Raw genomic sequence first — 24729 nt, forward strand, 5'->3', positions numbered from 1 at the left:
ATAGGCAATAGGCAATAGGCAATAGGCAATAGGCAATAGGCAATAGGCAATAGGGGACTGCTGCCAATGTCGCAGAAGACAGCAATCGAGATAGTCTGGTTTTTGCCCGAAACCGAGAGTACAGACCTAGTTGACTAGTACCTCTAGCTGCGTGGTTTGATGCCATTGACCATAGGTCACGCTACGGGATTGGCCATAGGTCACGGTATGCGATCGCAAAAGAACACTTTGTGATTGATCGATGTGAATGCGATTGACCATAGGTCACGCTACGCTATCGCAAACAAACACCTTGTGATTAATTCTGTGAATGGGATTGACCATAGGTTACGCTACGCGATCGCATTCACATCCCATCACGCTGAAATCACTTCAAAATCAGAAATCGTCTCAATCCATACCCGTGCTCCACACTTGAGGGGATCATCTGGACGATACATCACCCGACAAGGGCCATTCACCTCCACCGTATGACCGTAAACATTTTTAGAGCCTCGCTTCACCGTAATCACAGGATTACGCTCCCCGGTCTTGAGATTTTGGCGAATCACTTTCTGATTAACGTGGATCACAGCCTTAGTGTAATTTGTACGCTTTGACCAGTTCCGTTTTGGTCCGCGAGTGCCAGGAGTCACCACCGGCATACCATCAAACAACGGAATCACCCAAGTTCTACCCACCTTATAAGCCCCTTTAACTCTGCCTTTGCCCAGAAGGTAACGGACGCGAGTGGCAGAAACACCAAGTAAATCAGCGGCTTGTGCAGTGGAAATCATCATGGGGAATAAACCATTGCTTTGACGATATTCTTAATTTAACACACTTTTTATGAAAAAGCAAGGGCATGGTAAAACTATTGCTTTGTCGCAATTTAAAGCCGTGGTGTTAAATGGGATTAGTGATTGTAATGGGATTAGTAGGATAAAAGAGTTCCAACAAAACTATTGCATTGTCGCAATTTAAAGGTGGAATAAGTGTAATGTATTAAATAGACTAATCGGGAGAAGAGGGTGTTTAAAAACTATTGCATTGTCGCAATCTCAAGTAATTGAATAAAAAAATTCGGTCAAGGATTGAAGTTAAGGAAAACTTGACCGAATCATGAATTGTACTTTGCCACGAGTACAGCCTAGCTGCACTATCCACCCATAAGTGGATCAGAATCATTACATTGTTATCAAGTTAGTGATCACATTCTCCTAATCAAGAACATTTCAACTGATCATTCTTTTTGCTTGATTATTTGCCAGGGATTAAAATCCCCGGCAAATTGCTATCTTAATCGAGCAACAGATATCGAATCAAAATACTGATCACCTCACCAGGATTTTCAGTAGGTTGAGGAATGCTCCACTCATCAACATTGGCATAGCCAAGGGAATATAGAGTGTAAATTGTTGTGCGAACAGCTTTGGCAGAACCAATCAATATATGTTTGATTTCCTCTCGTCCTGGACGTGCCTCGCTAGACCGTTGGGAAAGATTAGGATTGTTGGGATTATGATCAGGATTTTGAACAAATTCTTGACTCATAATGATTCCTCGGGATTACGTGTACATTTATTAATATAGTCACTTATTTACCAAAAGTCAAGGGGTTCTGAAAATATTTTAAAAATTTAATATTTTGGCTATAATAGTAATTAAAATTGCCATCAAAAAATCACGAAGTGTGTAATCATATTATGTCCGATTACTTAAATTATAAATTCTAAACTCTAAACTCCCTATGGTTCAAACAATTCCTGCAAAAGAGATTACCTTACGTCAATTAAGACACAGATTTAATCTAGAACGAACCGATGATGAACAGTTTTTTCGAGAATGGCAAGACGATTTACCCGAACTGACAGAGTTTGAGAAGCAATTGCTAGGGCAAGTTAAAGAAGAGTATCTTTACTTATCTGAGTCTCCCTTATTGGAAGTGATCCTGAAAATGGTGATAATATCGCCATTACTCAGACTAGCAGGATTTTATCGTCATCCCTTTGAACTTACAGCCGAAAAAGAAGTTAAAATTACCTCAGAGGATGATGGTATAATTGTTAATGGACGTATTGATATTCTGATTTTTAAACCAGAATTATGGGTTACTGTTATTGAAGCCAAAGGCACCAAATATGCCTTAGCAGCGGGAATTCCCCAAGTCTTAGCCTATATGTTAACTAATCCTAATCCAGAGCAACCTATCCTGGGGTTTATCACCAATGGGAATGAGTTTAAATTCCTAAAGATGACAACCACAGAGCCACCTCAATATGCTCAATCCTATACATTTGCTCTTGAGAACAAAGATGACCTTTACACTGTGCTGAGAATCTTAAAACGTATTAACCAAACCATCCAAAATCCCTAGTCAGTCTCCAGTGATAACGGTCTTGTGGGAGTTGTCCAGGATAACTGATCTACCAGCACCCCTCAGCTACATGTCCAAGTTTTCCTCGATAGTTTAGCTTACTGCTCAGAAGCGGTTGATGTAGCATGGGCGTAGCGTATTAGCTGACTGCTTACATTTCCTGGAAAAGACTTTACCTTTTTTACAAAAAGCACTATTATACTGATACTGCTGCCCAGGGCTTACTGGAAGCAGCACTTAATACCCAAGCAAAACAAGCGATTACCTGTTTATTAATCAAGTTATTGATCAGGTGTGACAGCTGCAGACCAACTATGGTATCTTCACCATAGTGGTAATTTAGGTCAGGGTAACTTACCCTATATAACTGATACTGTGACTGTTATCAATAACTTATAGGTTATTAACAAGCACGGTTAATTGCCTAGTAACATCTAACCGAATACACTACTGAAAGCAGCAACTAGTTTGGTAAAACTACCTAGGGAGTATAGTTAACTAATGGGATAAACCTATTAGAGACTAAGAGCAGTAAGATGAAGTGTCCGGAATATCGATGAAAACCAATAGATTGACAGCTGGGACTTCCGTAAAAAAAAATACCAATTAAAGTAGGGTGGGCAACCTAATTTAATCTAGAGAACTGAAAATAACCAAACTTTTTTGCCCTATCCGACAAGCTAAAAACTGGTAGCTTATTTTTTGGCTACTCCCTCTCAGGGGGTGACAAGCGCTCTTTAAAATCTTACAGGGGTTAGGTTTTAGGGGTTAGGTTTTAGGGAAGATTGTCCTTGCGGGATGGATTAATTAAAACTATCATTGACAAAGTCTTGTGAAAATTGCTTCAATTGCTGGCAAATACAACAACACGAGTCGCGCTCATTTTCCCCAATACCTAATACCTAATACCTAATACCTAATACCAACACCTGCCTAGGTTTGAGCTTTGTTGTCACCCCGTGAGCTACTCCCTAATCAGTTGGAGTTGAGATAAGCAGCTTTCCCCAAATCACAGAAGAATGGAAAAATTATATAGTGTACACCCTAAGTATCTCGAAAAAGTCAAATTAGTTTGGAAGCGTAAGCGTCGGGGAAGAGATATAGACCTAGCTAATGAATTAGATTTAGACTTGCCCATTGTTAATCTTTTTCTGATCGGGAAGCCTATTAAAGGTCTTTTCTTTGTAGAAATTTGTCAAGCATTGCACTTAAACTGGCGAGAAATTGCTGGTTTAGAGTTACTGGAAACTCCGGTGAAATCCTCAGAGATTCAAGTAGATACCAGTGAAGTAGATACCGTAGATACCAGTGATGCAATTGGTCTACGGCCACGCTACGGGAACGCAAAACCAAAACTTATCGAAGAGGTGAACACCGTTGATGACGCTTTAGAGGAGTTAGTGGACACCCTCAAAGAAATGTTAACTCGCCTGACTCGAAAAGCGGGAAATATCCTAAAAGCAGACCGAACCAGTATTTTTTTACTGGATCAGCACAGTAATATCCTCGGTTCCATTGACGCTGATGATGGTAAAGGTGGCTCCCTAGTCATTGATATTCCAGCAAATAAAGGAATTGCTGGTGCAGCTGCTACCTCCTTAAGTATTATTAATGTTCCCTTTGATGTCTATGATGATCCACGCTCTGAAGAAGCCAAAAGAATCGACAAAATTACCGGTTACCGAACCTATACTATGCTAGCTTGGCCGGTGTTGAATCAGCAAAAAAATTTAATTGCTGTGGTACAATTAATTAATAAATTGAAAAGCGATAGTAATCCAAATGATGACTTGTATGAAAGAATTGATATAAAGGGGTTTACCAAAAAAGATGAAGCCCTGTTGGCTCAATTTACTCCTTCAATTTTGAGAAATTTAGAACGATGTCAGTTATGTTTCCAACTAGCCCGTAAACTTTGGGTAAATTCAGAAAGTAACTCAGGGATTATCGATCCCTATAATGAAAAACTGATTACTGAACTCCAGGAGAAAGAAAAACAGGTGCGCAAGAGCCTAAAAAAACTAACTAATTTTTATGGTTAAATTTCACTATTTTATAGTTTAAATTTTAAATGTTAACATTTTAGGCAAGCTAGGATATATTTTTCCTAATAACTCCAGTACAATCAGATTTAACAAACTTTTCGTGTTGACCGGAGTAGAACACAATGCCAGCAGCAGTTGGAACTATTGAGACCCTAGGTTTTCCAGGGGTACTAGCCGCAGCAGATGCCATGGTCAAAGCAGGGGCAGTGACACTGGTATCCTATGACAAATCTGAGAAAGGTCGGTTTATGGTTAGCGTCCGTGGTAAAATTTCAGAGGTAAACGTCGCGGTAGCAGCTGGGCTGGAAGCCGTAGAGAAAACCTATGGTGCCGAGGTGACAGCTTACTATATCATTCCTAACCCTAATGAAAATGTGGACACAGTGCTGCCCATCCACTACACCAGCAAAGTCGAAGAGTTCCGAACATTTTAAACAAATACACTTAATCGCTATTTGTCACCATCGGTAGCGAAGATTCGTACAATAGTTCCTGAGTTTAAAATAATTAAACAAATTCAACAAAGTAAGGAGTTTGGCTATGTCCACAGTGGCGGTTGGATCTCTCGAAACCAAAGGCTTTCCTGGTATACTCGCAGCAGCAGATGCTATGGTTAAAGCCGGTAGGGTTACCTTAGTAGGCTACATCAGAGTTGGTAGCGCCCGCTTCAATATCAATATTCGTGGGGATGTTTCGGAAGTAAAAACAGCTATGGATGCCGGTATTGCAGCCGTCGAAAGAGCCCATGGCGCTACCCTGGAATCCTGGGTAATCATTCCTCGTCCCCATGAAAACGTCGAGTGTGTTCTGCCCATTGCCTATACTGAAGCCGTTGAACAGTACCGAGACGCTGTGGAAAATCCCATCATCGGGCGGGGGAACGGTTTGTCTCGTTAAGCTTTTTGCTTGGTTTTAGCTAAGCCCGCACCAAGCCCAGGTCTGACCGATAACAGAGCGCTTGTTAAATGCGGGTTGACGCTACATTTGTGTTAGAACCGGGTTCGGTTAAGTATGTCAATAATCATGCTACTAATCCTGATGGTTGCACTTCCACAGAAAGCACTGGCAAATCAACCCGCACTTTCTGAGCTTGGGGCTGTGCCGCTTGCTGTGACATACTCCCACACTGACTTTTACAAGTTCAGTGTGGGCTTCTTACCAACTCCGGCCAACGCCTTGGATGCTCGGTAAGCTTTACTACAGACGGGATGCCCCACCGCCAATTTCAAGATATTTTTAGCCGCATTTACATCCCTATCTTCTGTGTACCCACAATGAGAACAGGAATGGGTGCGTTCTTTTAGTTTTTTGGGAACTTTCTCCCCGCAGTTAGAACAATTCTGGCTAGTATTCCTGGGATTTACTGCTTTCGTTACCAACCCAGCATTCAAGGCTTTGGTTGATAAGATAGACAGGAATTGACCCCATCCAGCATCTAAAACTGACTTAGCCATTTTCGTTTTTGCCAGACCTTTGATATTGAGTTTCTCGTGGGCTACTAGGTCGTGGCTATTCAGTAGTTCCTTGGCTGTTTTGAAATGAAAATCTTTTCTCGTGTCAGCAACCTTTTTGTGAGCCTTTCCCAGTTTGGTGACAGCTTTTTTTCTGTTGTTACTACCTTTCTTAGACCTGCTAACAGCTTTCTGGATTTTCTTGAGTCGCTTCTGGGCTTTCCGATAGTACTGGGGAATTGGCACCTCTGTACCATCGGATTTGATCAGGAACGACTTAAGACCCATGTCTATCCCAATGGGATTAGTGACGCTATTTACTGCCATGATGTCCGGAACGGTATCATCTTGGATTGATAGCGTAACGTAATAACCATCAGCTTTTCGGGTTATAGTAGCTGTTTTAATTTTGAAACCTTCGGGGATAGGTCTGTGGTAAATCATCTTAACTTTTCCAAATTTAGGAAGAGTCAAGATATTGCCATTTATAGGAGTTTTAGAAAGAGAGGGAAAAGTAAAGGAACGATATCTATTCTTTCCTTTGAACCTTGGTCTACCACTCTTTTTACCGTTACTGTCACCCTTCAGGAATCGTTTAAAAGCTAAATCTACTCTTTTGACACAGTCTTGTAGGACTTGAGACTGAACCGCCCCATACCAAGGTCTGTCTTTCTTTAGCTGAGGTAGAGTTTTCTTTTGGGAAAAATAGTCAGGATTGTTTCTTAATTCTGGTAAATAACAGACTAGGGGACAGGAGTTAACGGAGCAACGATTCTGTTCGTACCAGTTAAATCGGTCAGCAAGCAAATAGTTGTATTGATGGCGCAGCATATCAAGCCATTTCTCTATTTTCGCTTCCTGTGACTTAGTTAATCTCAACCGATACTGGTACGCTGATATCACTGTTGTCATCTCCTGTTTCTCGACCTATCATTAGGATAACATTTGTTGTAACATGTGTTAATCCAAAAATGAAAGATCAAAGATTTGTAATCAGGTTGACTAGTTTTGAGAAACAGCAATTGAAACAGGAGGCCGAACGCGCCCCGCGTGACCTACGGTCAATCCCAGAGGAATGACTCCATCCGAATTACTCAGAAGCTTGATAAGCAGGTGAACAAAATTAATTACACATTTTGCAAACCTCAAAGTCTTACGATGTAAGGGTTACAGAGATTCGTAGTAGGAAATTAATTTTGTTTAGGTGCTTAGCTCGTTTCCCAGATCCGTGCATACCCTGTGCAAAATTCATCCCGGAGATGAAACCTAAGAAGAGTGGAGCCTTATTCCACGAGTTTTAACCAAAGCTGCGCTTTCCGTATTAAGAATTAAATTCGCCACGGGTCGCACCTCTTTTATGCATAGCCTGCCAACTATAAAGGCGACCCTCTGAATGCGGTAACTTCTGACCACACTCATGGCGTAGCATTGAGATGTGGGGCTTCTTTTGCCGGACAGCTAAATTAAGAACCAGTTTGATCTGCCACAGCTTGGGCAATCAAACCAGCAAAGTCTGGCCGTTCTGCCGTAATGGGATCTCTTAACGTACACTCCTCCCATTGGTAGTCGGCATTGGGATTGATGCTCAGGATATAGTGCTTCTTCATTGGGAAAAACCTTGATTAGGGGTTTACATCAGATCAGCTGACGGTCAACTCGCTATCTTTATTATAGTACAAATATACTAATTTAGGACTGTCAGTAGTCAATCCTATGATGGTTTGCTGCCATTGAGTTTCCGATATCCTTAAGAAAATAGCCAATTTACTACATCAAAATGATGTCATTATCACTCGTTAAGGAGAGAAATCTGTAAACAATCTTCAATCTCAGCGGGTTTAATCAGAATTTTGATAAAGCTTCCTCATCCACTGGCACTTTCTCGAACACGTTAAACTAATCAAAGCTAAACTAAAAAACGTTAACTAAAACACAAAACCTGATGATTGCAACTGCGACTAGGATAAAACACGAAGTTAAAGACCTGTCTCTGGCACCAAAAGGAAAGCAGCGGATTGAATGGGCTGGACGGGAGATGCCAGTGCTCAAGCAAATTCGTGACCGCTTTGCCCAAGAAAAGCCTTTAGAAGGAATTCGTTTAGTTGCTTGCTGTCACGTAACCACCGAAACTGCCCATTTAGCGATCGCACTCAAGGCTGCTGGTGCTGATGCTCTGCTGATTGCCAGCAACCCTCTGTCAACCCAAGATGATGTAGCTGCTAGCTTAGTGGTTGATCATGAGATTCCTGTATTTGCCATCAAAGGGGAAGATAACGAAACCTATCACCGCCACGTTGAAATTGCCCTGGATCATAAACCCAACATCATAATCGATGATGGTAGCGATGTTACCGCCACTCTGGTAAAAGAGCGCCAACACCAGCTCGGTGATATCATTGGTACCACCGAAGAAACCACCACTGGCATTGTCCGTCTGCGGGCTATGTTCAATGACGGGGTGTTGACATTCCCGGCAATGAATGTTAATGATGCTGACACCAAACACTTCTTTGACAATCGCTACGGTACTGGTCAATCTACCCTTGATGGTATTATCCGCGCCACCAACGTGTTGTTAGCTGGTAAAAACGTGGTTGTGGCCGGTTATGGCTGGTGTGGCAAAGGCACAGCACTTCGAGCTCGGGGACTGGGAGCCAATGTCATTGTTACTGAAATTGACCCCACTAAAGCCATTGAAGCTGTAATGGATGGCTTCCGGGTAATGCCGATGGAAGAAGCTGCTCCCTTAGGTGACTTGTTTGTCACAGTTACTGGTAACAAGCACGTGATTCGCCCTGAGCATTTCGAGGTGATGAAAGATGGAGCAATGGTGTGTAACTCTGGTCACTTCGATATTGAAATTGACCTCAAGTCCTTAGGGGAAATGGCAACGGAAGTCAAAGAAGTACGGAACTTTACCCAAGAGTACTGTTTGAAAAATGGTAAATCCGTTGTGGTACTGGGTGAAGGACGCCTGATTAACCTGGCAGCAGCTGAAGGTCATCCCAGTGCGGTGATGGACATGAGCTTTGCTAACCAAGCTTTGGCCTGTGAATACCTAGTCAAGAACAAAGGATCCATTGAACCAGGTTTACACTCCATCCCTGAAGCAGTGGATAAGGACATTGCGCGCCTGAAGTTACAAGCAATGGGCATTAACATTGATTCCCTAACCCCAGACCAAATCGAGTACATCAACTCTTGGACTTCTGGAACCTAAAACTAGGCTAATCCCTTGACGATACCGGTTCAATAATCCTGATCTCTATTCTTGGGTAATGGGTTATCGGTAATAGGTAATGGGTAATAGGTAATGGGTAATGGGTAATTGGTAGTTGAGGATTAGCCATTATCCATTACCCTGACCAGCCTAGAGGATTTCAAATGGCACCTCTAAAAACTTTTGTATCCTTGACAAAAAATAATATCTAGTATAATAGACGTGGTTTTGAACGGAAATTTCAGATCAACCCTATAGGTAGAATAAAATAACAAACTTCTATCTCTTGCATAAATCTTTAAAAAGAGGGTGATAAATACTATAGCCCGATAGCAAAAATTGACTTTTGCAAGAGGCCTATTAATGAGTAGGGTGATTGATCATGATCTGGCAACAATCTCCAACCTATCTGGCAGTGCTGACTACTATGCTCTCGGCTGCACTGGTAACTGACTTCACTGCACTCCAGTTACTGGCACAGCCATACCCACACCATGAAGTAGGTTTAGAATTCCCACCACCACCAGAGCGAGGGTCACCGTCTAGAACCCTTGGGGCTGGGACATCAATGATTGAATTCCCACCAGTACCAGAACGAGGAGAACCGAACAGAACCGCAGGAGGAGGGTCTCGTAGCTATACCTGTACTGACAACGGTGATATCCCTTTGACTGCTATCGTGCCTGCCAATAATCTGGTCACAACCGTGGCGGCTAATCCTACACTGTTCTGGTATGTTCCCAAAACTAAAGCTTCCGAAGCAGAATTTGTGTTAATTGATGACCAGAATCAAGAGGTTTACCTGACTACCTTGAGCCTGGATAACACGAACGGTATTGTGCAACTGAGCCTGCCGACAACTGTACCTCTGACCATGGGTAAGCAATACAAGTGGTTTTTCGTACTCGTTTGCGATCCTCAAGAGCGTAGCCGAGATCATTGGGTTCAAGGAATTCTAGAGCGTACTGAACTTAGTCCAGAATTAGCCCTTAATCTAGAGCAGGAGCAAAATACCTTAGAACAAGCCAAACTATATGCTGATGCTCTGATTTGGCAAGAAACTCTGACTACTGTCGCCCAGTTACGGGATTCCCAGCCCCAAGCATGGGTAGATCTGATCAAATCAGTGGGGTTAGAAGCGATCGCTAACAAACCGTTTCTGAATTGCTGTACAGCTAGCAATTAATCTTATCAGTAATGTCAGGGTAAGTCCTAGAAAGATTAGTATATATTAGTATATTAACTTTTATAACTAATCACTACTTAATGGCTAGACTCTCTGTAGAACTACAGCGCTATTTTTTTGAGGAAGAGCGAGAGCCTCAGGTAAGCCTGGCAGATATTTTAACCCTAGCGGGGGAACGTATCTTTGGGTTTCTATTTGTTATCCTATCTCTACCTTCTGCTTTGCCCGTTCCAGCACCGGGTTATTCGATTCCCTTTGGGATTTTGATATTATTGTTGGCTATTCAGCTCATCGTTGGTGCCAAACGCCCCTGGCTACCCAAGAAGATGATGAATGGAAAAATGAAATTGGAAACCGTGCAAGGTTTTCTGAAAATAGGACTCCCTTGGTTGCGACGAATTGAGGCAGTTACCCGTCCTCGCCTAAGCTATATTTGTACCAGTTTGCCTGGTCGGATATTTATGGGGAGTGCGATCGCATTAATGTCAATTTCGATGATGATTCCGATTCCAGGGACAAATACCGTTCCAGCGATGGGAATTTTTATCACTGGTTTTGGCTTAACTGAAGATGATGGCGCAATTAGCCTAGCCGGTTTAGTGGTGTGCCTGATCGGAGCAAGCATCTCCATCTCAATTCTGTTTGCCCTATGGTTTGGTGGCACAAATCTAGTTGACCAGATTAAAATTTGGTTGGGTCGTTGAAGTTCTGTGCATCCACTCCGCGTCGAAGGTTTTGTTTGGGTTAGGGTAATAATTAATCGGTAACAAACTTCGCTGCAGTTGTCGGTAACTTCGGACAAGGGAACATGGGATCAGGCCAGAATAATTGACGCAAAGAGTATAATAAAACTACTAAGGCTGCTAGGTCTAATCGATAATCGCTAATAGGTAATCGGTAGCAAGTAATCGGTAATGAGTAAATAGTAATGGCTAATCACAATTACCATTTACTCATGACTTATTACTCCAAGATTTACAATATCTGACACTATTGATGCTAGCGGAGATGATAGTATCTGAAATAGTTAAATTTGACCATGCACGGTTATCCTCCTCTATGGGTTAATCCTCCCATGCGCTCCATCTCGACCTGCGCCTAAAAACGAAAAAGGGAAAATAGACTATTGTAATATCATCCGGTTAACCTATTCCATTTAGTCTTTTTCCCAAGTTAATCATTCTGAACATACTCCCATTAACTGGTGTCTACCTAACTTAGTAGGTATTAAAGTAGGTATCAAACCAGAGGAGATCTATGACTCAGTTGGCTTTGGGGAATCGCTACGCTTTTCACTGGGCCGCTTCTGAGGACGTAAGGGAGTGGAGTTGGTTAAGTTGTCTTCAAGAACCATACGCTGTTCCATCTGACGGAGAAAATAACCAGTCATCATGGCTGAAGCCAGCAATCCAGCTAAATTTTCCCGATCAGTGGTGATTTGAACATTAAAGTTTTCTGATGGCAGCATCCCTACTAGCCCCTGAACGTTCTGAGATATGATTTGTTGGATTTCAGGGCTAGCAGACTTCGCAATCCTTGCTAAAACATCAGAAGGTTGATTCTGGAGGTATTGCAGCAGTTGGTTCGCTTGAGGCTCTGCTCCTGGGGAACTTAGAAAATCGGGGTTGAATACCATTAGGAATTTTAGGTTTGACCTGCTTCATCTCGACTTTTCTATACTCTAAACGATTGTGAGATAAGCTGAATCAGCTTTCGGGGATAAATATTAGTTTTTTCGGTAGAAATTCTGAGGAAAAAACCTTACTTAAAGAAATCTTGAAGTTTTTGAAACCCTTGGCATAGCTTCTATTGGGGTGGCAGTAGCTGCTGAACTTCAAAGTGTTGATGAAATTTTTCGGTAACTTGTAACCAGTAGGAGCGCCCCTCAGTTTGTCTACGTTTCTGGACAAAATCGAGCTCGACCAGTTCCTGGATATGTTGATACGCTCCACTACCACGAAGGTTGACTAGGTCAGCTTGAGTAATCGGACCTTTAAGGGCGATCGCAGCTAAAGTCCTCAAAGCACCTGTGCCCAATTCAGCGGGAATTAAGTTTTGCAGTAATTTACTAAAGGTGGCTCGTAACTGTAAGCTATACCCAGCAGGGGTTTCCACAACTTCTAAAGCACTGTCCCGGTGGGCATAGTCTGCCATCAGTTCAATCAAGCCATCCGCCACTTTTTCGCGATCGCATTGGGCATACTCTGAGATTTCCTCTATAGAGACCGGCTGTCCCTTCAAGTATAGAATCGCTTCAATTTGGGTAGCTAAACGAGGCATTGTTTTAATTCGCTTCTAATCCAATTGGCGTCCTGTCAGTTCAACAAAGATATCTTCCAGGTTGGAGGGACGAACCATCACACCAGTTTTATCGGGTAAACTTTCGAGATAGCCACTCGCTTGTTCCAGAGTCGGAAAAAATTTGTATTCAAAGCGTTCTGAGAGTTGTTTGATCAGTAATCCTTCCCCATGTTGGTGGCGCAACTGTTCAAATGTACCTAATTCGATTAGTTTACCAGAATCCATGATACCGATCCGTCCTGGCTTGCCAGCGCCATAGCGATCGCACAAAAACTCCACTTCTTCCATATAGTGGGTAGTTAGCAATATCGTCATACCTTGGCGATTCAAATCCCGAATAATTTCCCACAGGCGACGGCGGGTTTGGGGGTCTAATCCTACTGTAGGCTCATCCAAAAATAGAATCTTCGGTTGATGTAACAGGGCTCTAGCAATTTGCAACCGACGCTTCATTCCCCCAGACAGAGTTTTCACTAAACTATCCCGTCGGTCTATTAGCTCTACATACTCTAACCACTGATTAATCAGCCGCTTACGCCCAGGATTGGCAATGTGATGCAGCCGTGCGTGGAGTTCCATGTTTTCCCAGACAGTCAGGTCAATATCCACGCTAGTTTGCTGCAAGACCACACCAATATTTTCCTTGACCTGCTCTTTTTCTTCCACAACGTCGTAACCCGCTACCTTAATTTGACCCTTGGTCGGTTCAGTTAACGTAGTTAGCATCCGAATTGTCGTGGATTTACCAGCACCATTCGGACCAAGCAAACCAAATATCTCTCCTGATTCAATGGTAAAGGAGAGGTCATTGACTACAGGGACCTTATCGTAGATTTTGTAGATGTTCTGGAGGGAAACAGCTGGGGGCATAGATTCCTTAGTATGTATGATATTGACTCAATAGGCTTCAGCTAACCTGCGTTTACACCACAGGTTAGAAGGAAATTATATCATGTCGATATCATTACCCTTAATCAAAAGAGCAGTAATAGCAAATTTACCCACAAATACCACTGCTACAGTTGTAGTCATCGATAGTAACGGTCATGTCTTGAACATATTATTTCTTTTAAATTTATATCTTCAATACTTAAACAACTTACTTAAGTTAAGTTAAGTTAATTTTTATTTTATATATAAAATTTTTAATAGCTATGATATAACTTTTTACATTATTGTCTATTTACTGTTATTTATTCCCTATTCCCTATTCCCTATTCCCTATTCCCTGTTCCCTGTTCCCTAAAACCGATATTTTTTTACCTCATGAGTAAATAGAATTGCTATAGACAAATCATCAATCCGTAGGTTAAAACAAATAGGGGCTGTTCCTTTGGTTACTCCATCAGCTATCAGCTACAGTTATTGACTTTAATCGGAGAATTGAGTATGGCAATATTTCGGATTTTAGGTCGGGTAATCGATTCAAACACCAGTGGCGTCGTTTCAGGACTAAGGATTGAAGCATGGGATAAAGACCTTATTGTCAACAACTTGGTGGGTAGCGCCATCACTGATGACCATGGCAGCTTTGGGATGGAATTCGATGAATCCTATTTTCAAGAGCTGTTTGCTGACCAAAGACCAGACATTTTTTTCAAAGTATTTTGTGATCAGCAACTGGTCAAAAGCACGGATAATTCAGTGCTGTGGAATTTGGACATTGGGGATACTCAAGTCTTGATAAATTTGGATAATTATAGCAAATATAAGGTTTACCAAAAATCCCTCAAAGCTGCTGACCAAGGTGTTGAAGATAATCCCAAACTATTATATATCGGTATTGATAATTCATCATACAAACAGCAAATTAAAGATTATCCCTCCCGCCTGATCCAGAAACCCGATGGTAAACATCTAGTGTCTGGAATTAAAGCAGATCCGACTTTCAGTCCTTATCCAATTCTGGGGCAACTTCCAGATATTGATCAGCAAGGGTTAGAGTTTCTCCATCAAGACATCAAAGAAGCATGTGTCTGTGTTGGTAGTTTTGAAGACCAAGAGTTCAAGGTAAAATGGTTGGGACGAAATGCCCTAAGTAATGACGAATTCTGGAGTGGTAGTAAGATTATCCCCATTATTAATCTAGTGTCTCGCCTTAATAGCAAATCTCCTAATGACGATCTTGATAAGTGTACAATTAGAGGCACAGACCAAGCTGGAAATCAAAGGGATATTCCCGTTTGTGATTTAATCACAGATGTGATCAGTTATAACTACAATACAGCAAGTTCTAATTGCTTAGGGGCAATGTTAAAGCGCTTTGCTCCCCAAATGGACTTGGAAAATTGGCTTAAACAGATTACAGGCAATGATAGCCTGATTTTCCGTGGCCGATATGGGGAAAAACCCTTTATCGAGTACCCCCAGTTGTTTGGTAGCACAACCAAAAGCATAATTCTAACTGCTGACCCTGAACCCCCTCAATGGGAAAGTAATACTATATCCGCTTATGATTTAAATCGGATGATCTCAATGGTGGGTTGGCATAATTACATACCGGAAGCATGCCAGCTACCAGGAGTTAAGTGGGATAGTCTCGAAAGTATCATCAGAGCAATGGGGAATGATCCAGCTCGGTTAATTGATTTAGCTATTAAAGAGTTGGGTTTGTTCAATGTGATTGACTCAACAGTGATTATCTCAAAACTCGGCAACGGAGTTACCAGTATTAGGAACAGAACCGAAGCGGTTTATGTTGCCCTAGTTAAATTAGTTAAGCCTAGTCTTGACGATTCCCTCAAGCCAGCTAAATTGATTACCTTCAGTATGGCGCTACGGGGGGCAAAAGTGCTTGAGCCAAGAGATTTCAATCGTGAAGCGGTGGAACTTGATGCCAGAATAGCAACAGAAGTGACAGAGATTTTGCGCAGAGCGGTAATGGATGAATTAGTTTGATTAGCTAGTTTGATCAATCTTCATCGTAAGTGTCCGGTTACTGTCTAAACTCCAAGTAAATGTAAGTAGTTATATCAAGTCCGGTTAATCACCTCCCAAGTAGTCTCTGGATTGTACGCCAGAAGGGATATCATGATTAGTCAACCGGACTTGATATTAGATCATGGCCAGAAACGTTTTATGCTTGGGTTTTTTAGGGTCGGGTTGAGACAAAAATTGAAAGCCGTGTGGGGACAAAAGCCTAAAGAAAAAAAGTATAGCTTCTCGTCTAACTACTACAAGATTTTCTTGGATATCCAAAGACGATGTGACTTTCAAATTTCTTTTTCAAACTTTCTTTTGTACGTTTTCTTTGTTCTGCAATATACTATCCCTATTTTTTTAGCAACTATCGCAGGTATTACGGCAGGTAATGACTTGTTTGTCTCGTTTATTCAAGAATTTGTTTCTGATGACCAAGCTGAAAATATCGTCAAGTTCTTTATATTTTTTATTAGTCTATTAGGGACATTATTCGGTACCATAAGTGCGACAACTAACCCTTCGGAAAGCTATGATAATGCAGCAGCGTTTCATAACAAATTTTCTGAGTTTAAGATTAATTTAGCGATAGATATGAGAAATCTTGAACTTACCAATGCTATGGAAGAAGAGTACCTGCAGCTTCTGAAGGAAAAAAATGCTAATCTTTCTGAATTGATTGAGGAATATAATCAGAAACGGTCGATTGATAAGAATCAAGTCGGGGAAGTAGAGTAATTAGTTGCTTACGATCTTCAGTGTCCCAATTGATCATTACCTACTAGTCCATAATTACTTTGTTCCAGTTTTACACAAGGGTTCGAGGAATGCGAACGCGCCCCGTGTGATCGTAGGTCAATCGCATTCCCTAGAGATATATCCTGTTCGCGCAGCGTCGGGCTTTGCCCGAATCGCAAAACAAAAAAAACCAACAACATCCCATACTCAGCACGCTCAGCTATATATAGATTAATGGATTTTAAGCTGATATCTGGAATACTACGGTTGACAAATTAAAAAGCTGTCGCTATAGTCAAAATATTGATATCTCCAAGCTGGGCAGGCTAAGGAAAAACACTTCTATCCACGTAAAGGAGTGTTTTTAGGTTTAGCAAAGGCGCAAAGGTGATTGGTTGGAGCTTTCTGATGCCACTTTTACCTTGGAGCCAAAGTAATGATCCTAAAAATAATAAGTAAATAGGTAAGTCCTGATCTGGTCTTAAGCCTTATATTAGCAATCGCCTTTGGCGCTTATGCGATTGACCTTCGGTCACGCTACGCGATCGCTAATTATTTCCTAGTAGCCAACAGTCGTTACTTCTAGGGATAAATGGCAATTGCGTCAAATCCACATTGTTTGGATAAAGGCGGTGCCATGGCTACGCCAATTGTTAGCAATTATTGCTTAGGCTTAGGAACTTATTCCAATCAGCAACGCCGAAATTCTCACTACAGTAATCAGCGATCGCGTAGCGTGAGCAAAGCTCAATCAGCCTATGCGCTACGCGCACGCTGCGCGAACAGCTATCAGCTAACACGCTACTTCAAAAGCTGCCCAAACCGCTATTAATAATGACAGCAACAGAGCTGATCCAAAATTATTAAATTGGTATTAATCTCTTTATTTAACAAGCTGCGAATTTATAGCGTTTATAGCATTTATGAGGTACGCTTATCAACCTCAAAGTCCCCCTTATTAAGGGGGATTTAGGGGGATCAATTTTTAAGTCATAATATAGAGAATTGCTATAACAAGCTTCCAGAAACTAGAGCTGAAAGCTGACTGCTGATAGCTGAATCCTGACACAAATCACATTTTTAGGAGACAGCCAATGATATTACTACATCAGCCAAAAACAATTATTAGTGACCGCTATCGCATTGTTGCACCCTTAGGTCAGGGTGGCTTTGGAACAACCTACGAAGCTGAAGATTTAACTAACTACAAGCGAGTAGCCCTGAAAGCCATTTCCCTGCGCGGTCTAGAAAACTGGAAAGGGTTAGAACTTTTTGAAAGAGAAGCTAAAATCCTGGCCAAGCTCAACTATCATGCTATCCCCAAATACTTAGACTACTTCTACATAGATACTGCTGATGACCGCCGTTTTTACCTAATTCAAGAATTGGTTGGGGGTCAATCCTTCAGTGAGTTAGTCAAAAAGGGTTGGTACCCTAGTCAGGGGGAAATCAAGGAAATTGCTTTCCAGATTTTGGACATTCTTCAGTACCTCCATCAACTGAATCCAGCTGTGATTCACCGAGATATTAAACCACAAAACCTGATTATAACTTCCAAAGGTAACGTGTTTTTGGTGGATTTCGGTGCTGTCAAATATGTCTATCGTAATACTTTAAGCTATGGGGAAACATTTGTTGGCACTTTTGGCTATATGCCACCAGAACAGTTTCAAGGACAAGCATTTTGTGCTTCTGATTTATATAGTTTAGGAGCAACACTATTGTTTTTGTTAACCCATCGCTCTCCTGCCGATCTACCTCACCAGCGACTAAAGATTGATTTTCGTGGTTCAGTACAGATATCAGAGCATTTTGCTAACTGGTTAGAGAAGATGCTAGAACCAGCTGTAGAAGACCGATTCCAGTCTGTGGAGGAAGCGATAGATGCCTTACGGCAAAAAAAGTCAATTTCCAGTTCTTTTTCCATTTCTATAATACCACAGCGGCAACAACCTGCTGGTAGTCGCATCATTTTGATAAAAAATCACCAGCGTTTGGTAGCACAAATTCCGCCCTGTGGATTAAAGGATGATAACTTGCTATGGGCTGTCTTGATATTCTATGTACTTAAAGTTATAAATTCCTGGATACTGGGGACAATGGTAACTGTTTTTTCGACTGTCGTTTTCCTTAACTTCTGGATTATTTTGCTAGTTTTATTGGAACTATTATTTGATATTGCTGGTGAGATATCTTTGGAAATTAACCGATATACCTTCAAGATAGAATGGCATTTATTTGGTTTAACGTGGCGACAGATTATAGGACGTACAGTAGATATTAAATTTGTTCAACTGGATAGTAGTGTTAATTTCCTAGGTCAAAAAACTATTACCTGTGCTATTGGGGAAGGAGCCCAACAACACAAATTTGGTTCCAAACTTAGCAATGTTGAAAAAAGATGGTTGGTTGAGGAATTGCGCGACTTCCTCGGAGTGATATAGCGCTACGCTTAGCTTCAGAAGTCAGAAGTCAGAAGTCAGAAGTAAACTAGACTCACGTTTCAGAGTTTAAAAATGTCAAACATCTGAATAGGTAGTGCTATATAGTTCTATGCTGCCATCTCCCCATCACCTCATCTCCCCATCACCATAGAGGGAGTGGGGTGTTTCAGGAGATTGATATAGCACAAGCAAAACAACAAACCCAAGCAGATCCCATACTATGTGTTAACTCAGCAGTGACCCACTCACCCACTACTGTGCCACACGGCTCAATCCCACTTGCTCCAACAGAGCGATAAAATCTGATCGAATTGAGGAGTCATTGGGATTAGCAGCTTGAGCCTGGTAAAGGGCATCAAGGGCATCAAACCAAGCCCCTGCTTCGGCATAGATGATTGCTTGTTGATGCAGTAACTCAGAGGTGGAGCTGTTGGTATTTGCAGCAACTGCTGCTAGCTTTTGCTCTAATTCTGGGGGTGGTGATACCCGCTCAATCCAGCTCGTGTAATAGGAATTGTTAGACAAGTTTTCGCGATCGCATTCTAGGGTAACAAACCACTTGTATATGTTCCTGTCTTCTTCCTCCAGTCCTGGTGGGTTTGCGATCAGTTGTGGACTGTTTTCCGGAAGTTCAACTGAGATCATCCCTACCTGACCTGAGTCAATCCTTTTCTCAAATATTGTCTGGTGTTCTACTGTGTCCACCAAGGTAAATACTATTGGTACGTCTACAGGCTCGGACAAATACCAGAAAAATCTAGGATGACCAGATATAGTCTGTGCAGCGACTTCCTTTGAGGGAATTAACAGCGTCACCAATTCACGTGGTAACTGCTCACACCCGCCTCGTGAACCAGACCCATTACTCTTTCGAGGAGCGCTATCGGTTGGTGGAATAAATCGTAAGCGTGAGCCCTTGGTTGAACTATTTTGGGAACTATTTTGGGAACTATTTTGGCTTTCAGATGAGTTATGATTAGAATCTGCAACCTGACCGTTGACAGATTGCAACTCTTGAGAATAGCTTGGTTTAGGGGTGAGTGTGCAAAACAGCAGTACAATTAGGATTGATGTTGTACATGCCCATGTTGTACGTCCCAATAAATTAATAATGTTAGCGGTATTTTTCATCAGTTTATTGAATTATTAAACTAGAATAGACAATTACAAGAATTAGCATTAACCCTTAGTAAAGCCTGAGTTTAAGCTTAATTGTTTCAGAGATATAATTTTTTTGTACCATGGATTTATAATCTCAAATCCCGCTGACTAGTTTTCCTGTGGCAGGGAAACGATCACTCGTATTATCCCGCAACCAACACAGGGTTTTTCTAGCAGCGATTAACTAGACTTGAAATTAGACCAAATTGCCTGGAACCAGGTAAATTTTTATACCCGAAACCCTTGACCCAACTCAACGGTGACTAAATTAGACTTCACAGAACTTAGGAGCAATTCCTGATTACTGACTCGTAGAGAGATTCTAGTTTTGCTGATATCTCCGGAGGGACAGCAGTTAACCGGATGTAAAAACTTCCCGGTTCTGCTGTTTTTTCTAAAACCTTGGCGTAGATGTCCTCACTGGGTTGGTTCACATTATCTGGATCGAGTAAGTTGAGCTTAAGATTACTCAGTGGCTCAGGGATAGCAGAGATTTCGCTGCTGTTAGCACGAAGCTTAGCTCCCTTACTTGAAATCTCTACTAAACGTCCAGTGTAGACCGAATTACTGATATGCTTTCCATCTATAAAAGCATAATTAAATTGTAGCTCAATTTTTTGGTTAACGTGGAAAAACGTTTCTTGCTGTTTGGGTAAAAATAGGTTATAATTATGCCCAATTCCAACCACTTCATAGATAGTAATTGGCTGTTTAATTCCCTTGGGTTTTACCTGTTGTTGACCGTCAATTCTTAATAATTCGCCAGTTTCTTCCAAAGTGGAAGAAGAAATCATAACTTGACCACCAGTTGTATAAGATTCGATCCGGTAAGCCAGGTTAACGGCGCTGCCAATGACACTATATTTGGTGCGTTTTTCGGAACCAATATTCCCAACCACAACCACACCGGTATTGATACCGATGCCCATTTCCAGTTTTGGATAGCCCAACTGCTCGATTTCTTCATTGACACTAGTCATGGCTAATTGCATCGCTAGGGCACAAGCCACTGCTCTGTGGGCATCATCCTCTTGGAGGGTCAGAGCACCAAAAAGCACTAAAATCCCATCCCCCATGAACTCGTCGATAGTTCCTTGATAAGCAGTAATCACATCCGCCATGTGACCCAAATAGATGTTGAGGATTTTGACCACCTCTTGGGGATGTAACCGTTCTGAGATGGCAGTGAAGCCTCTTAAATCAGAGGTCAAGATGGTGATTTTCCGGCTTTCACCCCCGAGTTTTTGTTTGTCTGGGTTTTCCAGCAAATCCGCCACCACTTGGTCAGTTAGGTAACGTCCAAAAGTGTGACGAATCTCAATAGCCGTGCTAGCAACGTAAGCTGTGATGGCAATTGCAGACCCACTTAAGGCTAACAATGGCGGTATCACCGGGAGCCACCAACCCCCCAAAAATGCTCCATAGGTACTTCCGAATAATGCCCCTGTAGCCACCACGGTAATCCCAGTTCTCCTCAAGGACAGCCCTCCGAGACCCCCAAGATAGCGCCATTTCCAAGTTAGAGTGGCACCGACGACAGACCAGCCTACAATCCACAGGATTTCCACAGGCTCAGACCAGGTTTTGAGCAACGGACGACCATTTTCCACAGCACTAATAATTTGGCTGACCATGTTAGCTTGGACTTCCACCCCAGTCGTTGACTCCCGGATGGTAATGTCATTACTGTAGGGGGTGTAGAAAAAGTCATTTAAACTGACCGCAGTTGCACCAATTAAAACGATGGCATCATTGATCCACTCATCTGGAATGTTATCTTCCAGAATGTCGGTCATGGTTACGGTGCGGAAGGTTCCCGCTGCTCCGCGATAGTTCAAGAAAATCTGGTAACCGCCATCATCCATTCCCACATAACCACCGTCATTGCTGGCCAAAGGGCGAAACATGGCCTTGCCCCACTGGAAAATTCTGGGATCTTGCTGTAATGGTTCAGGAAAAATGTTTCTTGACTCTAGATAAATCCCCGCTAGGAGCATACTAAACGAAGGTTGTACGCCATCATTTACCTTCAGAGTCAGTAAGCTGCGCCGCAGGATACCATCCGTATCGTTTAGGACATTATTGGCACCCACTAGACCACGTTCACTGAGAATCGGTGGAGGAGGCACCGCATTGTCAGGGTTGTCTTGATCGATGTATTCGATACCAACTAAGTTAGGCGTAGTGTCAAACACCCTGCGTAACTCACCATGACCGGGTTCAACTGGAAAATCCCGATACAGGTCAAGACCAATTACTGCAGGATTTTGAGCTTTGATTTTCTCTAAAAGTTGGGCAAGCATCCGATCAGTGATTGGCCACCGTCCAGCACGCTTTAAATCTGCCTCACTCATAGCCACAATCACAATCCGTTCATCCGTAGGTTCCTTCGGACGCCAACAAAAGTATTGGTCGAGAGCCGCTAGTTCGTAAGGCTGTAACCAGCCGAGTAGCCTGAAAGCGATCGCAATTCCAGCCACCACCGGTGTAGTAATTAGAACACCGCGCCATTCCCATAGTTGTTGTTTTAGTGGTTGCCACATATAGCAGTTTTCAATTGGGTGAGGTACTTTCGTTATGGGTTTTAGGGAACAGGTAACAGGCAAGAGGCAAGAGGCAAGAGGCAAGAGGCAAGAGGCAAGAGGCAAAAGGCAAAAGGCAAAAGGCAAGAGGCAAGAGGCAAGAGGCAAGAGGCAAGAGGCAAAAGGCAAGAGGCAAGAGTGAAAAAATCCTGTGTACCTCATAGTTATGAAAAAAATGTATTACAGTTGAACCCTTAAAGGCTCTCTCTTAGCTTTGGATCGATTCAGTCCTCAAAAAATTGTTTCTTCTTGAAAGGGTGATTGACAATGATAAAGCTATTGGTCACTACAAGAGCATTAGTGGGTGCATCTCACTTTGGCAAAAACACTTAGCACAATAGAAGGCTAATATCATGTTATGATAGTTACCCTTAATAACAATCTACACCATCTCCCCATCTCTCCATCTCCCCACACTTCCCACCCTCCCCACACTTCCGGGAGTGATACATTTACAACAAAAACCTGATAGCTGATAGCTTACGTCCTTTATTTCCAAAGGTTTTTAAATGTCCTATCCTATTCTAATAACTTTCTCAGGGTTATCTCATACTTTTCAAAGACTCGGTTAAGATAGGTTAAATACTTTGAATATTAATTACATAGATTGGAATTAAACCAATATTGTTTTAGTTTAATTCTGTCTACGGACTTAGGAGTCAGTTCTGATATTCGGGAGAGTTGTGTCATGAAAGATATCAAAAAAACCATAATGGTAAGCGCTGCCTTGACTAGTGTCTTGGCTCTAGGTTTAGGTGTAGCATCTGAAAACGCCTTGGCCGGTAAGGAAGGAATGGAAAAATGTGCTGGTATCGTTAAGAAGGGGATGAATGATTGTGGCACCAGCAAGCATGATTGCGGCGGGCAGGCTACAGTAGATAGCGATCCCGAAGAGTGGATCTACGTTCCTGAAGGCACTTGCGACAAGATTGTTGGTGGTAAAATAGTTCCACCAAAAACCTCCAGCCAGGAAACTGAAAAGCCAACCGAGAGTGCCCAAGCCAATTAAACCAAGCTATCAGCACGCTGCGCACTCAGCTATCAGCTTTGGAATCATGGCTGAGTAGGGTTATGTACACAGATCCCCCCTAACCCCCCTTAAGAAAGGGGGGAATTAGATTCAGCTGAGTAGCGTTATGCATACAGATCCCCCCTAACCCCCCTTAAGAAAGGGGGGAATTAGATTCAGCTGAAATGCTCCCTGCTGATATCTCACCACTACCATGGATAAATACTAACAATAATGCCATGACAAAAATCCTATGACAACTCACCTTCCTTCAGCTTCAATTAAAGGTGCTGGAATCGGCTTACGCTCCGCCCATTATCAAGATATCCTTACTCATCAACATACTATACCTTGGTTTGAGGTATTATTAGATAATTATTTAACGTCTCAGGGTTTACCACTCCACTATTTAGAAAAAGTCCGCCAAAACTATCCCGTTACGTTACATGGCGTCGGTATGTCTTTGGGGTCAACCGACCCTTTAGATTTAGAGTATTTGACAAATTTAAAAGAGTTAGCCCAGCAGATTGAACCAGCATACATTTCCGATCACCTATCCTGGATTTCCGTTAATGGTCACTATCTTAACGATTTAATTCCTCTTCCTTATACCGAAGCGGTGATGGAACATGTAGCCCAACGGATCTTGCAAGCTCAGGAATTTCTAGGTTGTCGGATTTTGATAGAAAACCCATCGGCTTACGTGAGTTTCACAGATTCAACCATGCCAGAATGGGTATTTATCCAACAATTGTTAGAAAAAGCCGATTGTTACTTGCTGTTAGATGTCAACAATCTTTATGTCACTGCTACTAATCAGGGATTTGACCCCCTTGATTACCTGAATACAATACCAGCAACCAGGGTCAAACAAATTCATTTAGCAGGGTATGAAGAACGGGAAGATTATCTATATGATACCCACGGTTATCCTGTTCATCCTCCAGTGTGGGAATTGTATCAAGCAACATTAGAGCGCTTTGGTCCAGTGCCTACTCTGATTGAATGGGATACTGATATCCCAGCTTTTGAGGTATTAATCACCCAAGCTAGTAAAGCTCAGGAGTATTTAAATCAGGTAAGTATAACAAAGGGAACAGGGAACAGGGAACAGGGAACAGGGAACAGGGAACAGGGAACTTCGGATCAAAAATTATCACAATTTATTTAGGATACCTATATATAGCCTTTTTAAATAGGTCATGAACACTCTTGCTGATTTCTCATAACATCACAAACTATTCGGAGCTCTTGACTACTGTTTCCGATTCCCGATTCCCGATTCCCGTTCCCCTCCTGGGAGGGGTTAGGGGTGGG

Annotated in this window: 22 protein-coding genes; 13 read left to right on the top strand and 9 right to left on the bottom strand. The window is 42.1% G+C overall.

The features are described 5' to 3' along the window. Positions 1 to 356: 356 nt before the first annotated feature. Together AC4II3_RS18570 and AC4II3_RS18575 are read right to left on the bottom strand one after the other, a co-directional pair. A complete protein-coding gene (locus tag AC4II3_RS18570) occupies positions 357 to 779 on the bottom strand; it encodes a helix-turn-helix domain-containing protein (RefSeq protein ID WP_490722864.1) in 423 nt (140 codons plus the stop codon). A gap of 499 nt (positions 780 to 1278) precedes the next feature. After that, entirely contained in the window at positions 1279 to 1533 is a 255-nt protein-coding gene (locus tag AC4II3_RS18575) for a hypothetical protein (protein WP_488011870.1), read from the bottom strand. 196 nt (positions 1534 to 1729) lie between these two features. Between AC4II3_RS18575 and AC4II3_RS18580 the strand changes: the two genes are divergently transcribed. The 4 genes from AC4II3_RS18580 (at position 1730) to AC4II3_RS18595 (ending at position 5298) form a co-directional block, all read left to right on the top strand. Continuing rightward, the gene (locus AC4II3_RS18580) at positions 1730 to 2356 is read left to right on the top strand and encodes a type I restriction endonuclease (RefSeq protein ID WP_488011872.1); all 627 of its coding nucleotides are present in this window, start codon (positions 1730 to 1732) and stop codon (positions 2354 to 2356) included. A gap of 1019 nt (positions 2357 to 3375) precedes the next feature. Next, the gene (locus AC4II3_RS18585; protein WP_488011874.1) at positions 3376 to 4398 is read left to right on the top strand and encodes a GAF domain-containing protein; all 1023 of its coding nucleotides are present in this window, start codon (positions 3376 to 3378) and stop codon (positions 4396 to 4398) included. A 125-nt stretch (positions 4399 to 4523) separates the two neighbouring features. Next, positions 4524 to 4835: a carbon dioxide-concentrating mechanism protein CcmK gene (locus AC4II3_RS18590; RefSeq protein WP_070392846.1), complete on the top strand. Its 312-nt coding sequence runs from the start codon at positions 4524 to 4526 to the stop codon at positions 4833 to 4835. A gap of 106 nt (positions 4836 to 4941) precedes the next feature. After that, positions 4942 to 5298: a carbon dioxide-concentrating mechanism protein CcmK gene (locus AC4II3_RS18595; RefSeq protein ID WP_488011876.1), complete on the top strand. Its 357-nt coding sequence runs from the start codon at positions 4942 to 4944 to the stop codon at positions 5296 to 5298. A gap of 236 nt (positions 5299 to 5534) precedes the next feature. On the opposite strand, the gene AC4II3_RS18600 is transcribed toward AC4II3_RS18595, so the two are convergent. After that, complete coding sequence (locus AC4II3_RS18600) at positions 5535 to 6755, bottom strand: RNA-guided endonuclease InsQ/TnpB family protein (protein WP_488011890.1); 1221 nt, start codon at positions 6753 to 6755, stop codon at positions 5535 to 5537. Between the two features lie 560 nt (positions 6756 to 7315). After that, a complete protein-coding gene (locus AC4II3_RS18605; protein WP_488011877.1) occupies positions 7316 to 7459 on the bottom strand; it encodes a hypothetical protein in 144 nt (47 codons plus the stop codon). A 335-nt stretch (positions 7460 to 7794) separates the two neighbouring features. On the opposite strand from AC4II3_RS18605, the gene ahcY reads away from it, so the two are divergent. The 3 genes from ahcY (at position 7795) to AC4II3_RS18620 (ending at position 10962) form a co-directional block, all read left to right on the top strand. Beyond that, positions 7795 to 9072: an adenosylhomocysteinase gene (gene ahcY / locus AC4II3_RS18610; RefSeq protein ID WP_293106416.1), complete on the top strand. Its 1278-nt coding sequence runs from the start codon at positions 7795 to 7797 to the stop codon at positions 9070 to 9072. 382 nt (positions 9073 to 9454) lie between these two features. Beyond that, entirely contained in the window at positions 9455 to 10258 is an 804-nt protein-coding gene (locus AC4II3_RS18615) for a DUF928 domain-containing protein (RefSeq protein WP_488011878.1), read from the top strand. 80 nt (positions 10259 to 10338) lie between these two features. Further along, on the top strand, positions 10339 to 10962 hold the full coding sequence (locus AC4II3_RS18620) for an exopolysaccharide biosynthesis protein (RefSeq protein ID WP_488011879.1): 624 nt from the start codon (positions 10339 to 10341) through the stop codon (positions 10960 to 10962). 551 nt (positions 10963 to 11513) lie between these two features. On the opposite strand, the gene AC4II3_RS18625 is transcribed toward AC4II3_RS18620, so the two are convergent. The 3 genes from AC4II3_RS18625 to AC4II3_RS18635 all read right to left on the bottom strand — a co-directional run bounded on the left by AC4II3_RS18625 (position 11514) and on the right by AC4II3_RS18635 (position 13429). Continuing rightward, positions 11514 to 11894 (bottom strand): DUF760 domain-containing protein, encoded by a 381-nt coding sequence (locus AC4II3_RS18625; protein ID WP_070392853.1) that lies wholly within the window; start codon positions 11892 to 11894, stop codon positions 11514 to 11516. 170 nt (positions 11895 to 12064) lie between these two features. Further along, complete coding sequence (scpB, locus tag AC4II3_RS18630; protein ID WP_293075959.1) at positions 12065 to 12538, bottom strand: SMC-Scp complex subunit ScpB; 474 nt, start codon at positions 12536 to 12538, stop codon at positions 12065 to 12067. 15 nt (positions 12539 to 12553) lie between these two features. Then, on the bottom strand, positions 12554 to 13429 hold the full coding sequence (locus tag AC4II3_RS18635) for an ABC transporter ATP-binding protein (RefSeq protein ID WP_488011882.1): 876 nt from the start codon (positions 13427 to 13429) through the stop codon (positions 12554 to 12556). A gap of 519 nt (positions 13430 to 13948) precedes the next feature. Between AC4II3_RS18635 and AC4II3_RS18640 the strand changes: the two genes are divergently transcribed. The 4 genes from AC4II3_RS18640 (at position 13949) to AC4II3_RS18655 (ending at position 18660) form a co-directional block, all read left to right on the top strand. Beyond that, the gene (locus AC4II3_RS18640; RefSeq protein ID WP_488011884.1) at positions 13949 to 15457 is read left to right on the top strand and encodes a peptidoglycan-binding protein; all 1509 of its coding nucleotides are present in this window, start codon (positions 13949 to 13951) and stop codon (positions 15455 to 15457) included. A gap of 132 nt (positions 15458 to 15589) precedes the next feature. Further along, the gene (locus tag AC4II3_RS18645; protein WP_488011886.1) at positions 15590 to 16216 is read left to right on the top strand and encodes a hypothetical protein; all 627 of its coding nucleotides are present in this window, start codon (positions 15590 to 15592) and stop codon (positions 16214 to 16216) included. A gap of 592 nt (positions 16217 to 16808) precedes the next feature. After that, the gene (locus tag AC4II3_RS18650; protein WP_488011888.1) at positions 16809 to 17048 is read left to right on the top strand and encodes a hypothetical protein; all 240 of its coding nucleotides are present in this window, start codon (positions 16809 to 16811) and stop codon (positions 17046 to 17048) included. A gap of 262 nt (positions 17049 to 17310) precedes the next feature. Next, complete coding sequence (locus AC4II3_RS18655; protein ID WP_488016257.1) at positions 17311 to 18660, top strand: serine/threonine protein kinase; 1350 nt, start codon at positions 17311 to 17313, stop codon at positions 18658 to 18660. Positions 18661 to 18912: 252 nt separating this feature from the next. Here the strand turns inward: AC4II3_RS18655 and AC4II3_RS18660 are convergent, their stop codons facing one another. Further along, on the bottom strand, positions 18913 to 19791 hold the full coding sequence (locus tag AC4II3_RS18660) for a DUF928 domain-containing protein (RefSeq protein WP_488016255.1): 879 nt from the start codon (positions 19789 to 19791) through the stop codon (positions 18913 to 18915). 314 nt (positions 19792 to 20105) lie between these two features. Beyond that, positions 20106 to 22364, bottom strand: coding sequence for a CHASE2 domain-containing protein (locus AC4II3_RS18665; protein WP_488016253.1), 2259 nt, complete (start codon positions 22362 to 22364; stop codon positions 20106 to 20108). A 727-nt stretch (positions 22365 to 23091) separates the two neighbouring features. Here AC4II3_RS18665 and AC4II3_RS18670 point away from each other — a divergent pair. Together AC4II3_RS18670 and bufB are read left to right on the top strand one after the other, a co-directional pair. After that, positions 23092 to 23412 carry a BufA1 family periplasmic bufferin-type metallophore gene (locus AC4II3_RS18670; protein ID WP_488017261.1) on the top strand — a complete coding sequence of 107 codons (321 nt, stop codon included), beginning with the start codon at positions 23092 to 23094 and terminating at the stop codon, positions 23410 to 23412. A gap of 253 nt (positions 23413 to 23665) precedes the next feature. Beyond that, positions 23666 to 24583 (top strand): MNIO family bufferin maturase, encoded by a 918-nt coding sequence (gene bufB / locus AC4II3_RS18675; protein WP_488017263.1) that lies wholly within the window; start codon positions 23666 to 23668, stop codon positions 24581 to 24583. The last annotated feature ends 146 nt before the right edge of the window (positions 24584 to 24729 follow it).

Source organism: Moorena sp., assembly GCF_982860115.1.

Coding starts and splice junctions, on each gene's coding strand:
- AC4II3_RS18570 (WP_490722864.1), bottom strand. CDS start 779: ATGATGATTTCCACTGCACAAGCCGCTGATTTACTTGGTGTTTCTGCC.
- AC4II3_RS18575 (WP_488011870.1), bottom strand. CDS start 1,533: ATGAGTCAAGAATTTGTTCAAAATCCTGATCATAATCCCAACAATCCT.
- AC4II3_RS18580 (WP_488011872.1), top strand. CDS start 1,730: ATGGTTCAAACAATTCCTGCAAAAGAGATTACCTTACGTCAATTAAGA.
- AC4II3_RS18585 (WP_488011874.1), top strand. CDS start 3,376: ATGGAAAAATTATATAGTGTACACCCTAAGTATCTCGAAAAAGTCAAA.
- AC4II3_RS18590 (WP_070392846.1), top strand. CDS start 4,524: ATGCCAGCAGCAGTTGGAACTATTGAGACCCTAGGTTTTCCAGGGGTA.
- AC4II3_RS18595 (WP_488011876.1), top strand. CDS start 4,942: ATGTCCACAGTGGCGGTTGGATCTCTCGAAACCAAAGGCTTTCCTGGT.
- AC4II3_RS18605 (WP_488011877.1), bottom strand. CDS start 7,459: ATGAAGAAGCACTATATCCTGAGCATCAATCCCAATGCCGACTACCAA.
- ahcY (WP_293106416.1), top strand. CDS start 7,795: ATGATTGCAACTGCGACTAGGATAAAACACGAAGTTAAAGACCTGTCT.
- AC4II3_RS18615 (WP_488011878.1), top strand. CDS start 9,455: ATGATCTGGCAACAATCTCCAACCTATCTGGCAGTGCTGACTACTATG.
- AC4II3_RS18620 (WP_488011879.1), top strand. CDS start 10,339: ATGGCTAGACTCTCTGTAGAACTACAGCGCTATTTTTTTGAGGAAGAG.
- AC4II3_RS18625 (WP_070392853.1), bottom strand. CDS start 11,894: ATGGTATTCAACCCCGATTTTCTAAGTTCCCCAGGAGCAGAGCCTCAA.
- scpB (WP_293075959.1), bottom strand. CDS start 12,538: ATGCCTCGTTTAGCTACCCAAATTGAAGCGATTCTATACTTGAAGGGA.
- AC4II3_RS18635 (WP_488011882.1), bottom strand. CDS start 13,429: ATGCCCCCAGCTGTTTCCCTCCAGAACATCTACAAAATCTACGATAAG.
- AC4II3_RS18640 (WP_488011884.1), top strand. CDS start 13,949: ATGGCAATATTTCGGATTTTAGGTCGGGTAATCGATTCAAACACCAGT.
- AC4II3_RS18645 (WP_488011886.1), top strand. CDS start 15,590: ATGATTAGTCAACCGGACTTGATATTAGATCATGGCCAGAAACGTTTT.
- AC4II3_RS18650 (WP_488011888.1), top strand. CDS start 16,809: ATGGCAATTGCGTCAAATCCACATTGTTTGGATAAAGGCGGTGCCATG.
- AC4II3_RS18655 (WP_488016257.1), top strand. CDS start 17,311: ATGATATTACTACATCAGCCAAAAACAATTATTAGTGACCGCTATCGC.
- AC4II3_RS18660 (WP_488016255.1), bottom strand. CDS start 19,791: ATGAAAAATACCGCTAACATTATTAATTTATTGGGACGTACAACATGG.
- AC4II3_RS18665 (WP_488016253.1), bottom strand. CDS start 22,364: ATGTGGCAACCACTAAAACAACAACTATGGGAATGGCGCGGTGTTCTA.
- AC4II3_RS18670 (WP_488017261.1), top strand. CDS start 23,092: ATGAAAGATATCAAAAAAACCATAATGGTAAGCGCTGCCTTGACTAGT.
- bufB (WP_488017263.1), top strand. CDS start 23,666: ATGACAACTCACCTTCCTTCAGCTTCAATTAAAGGTGCTGGAATCGGC.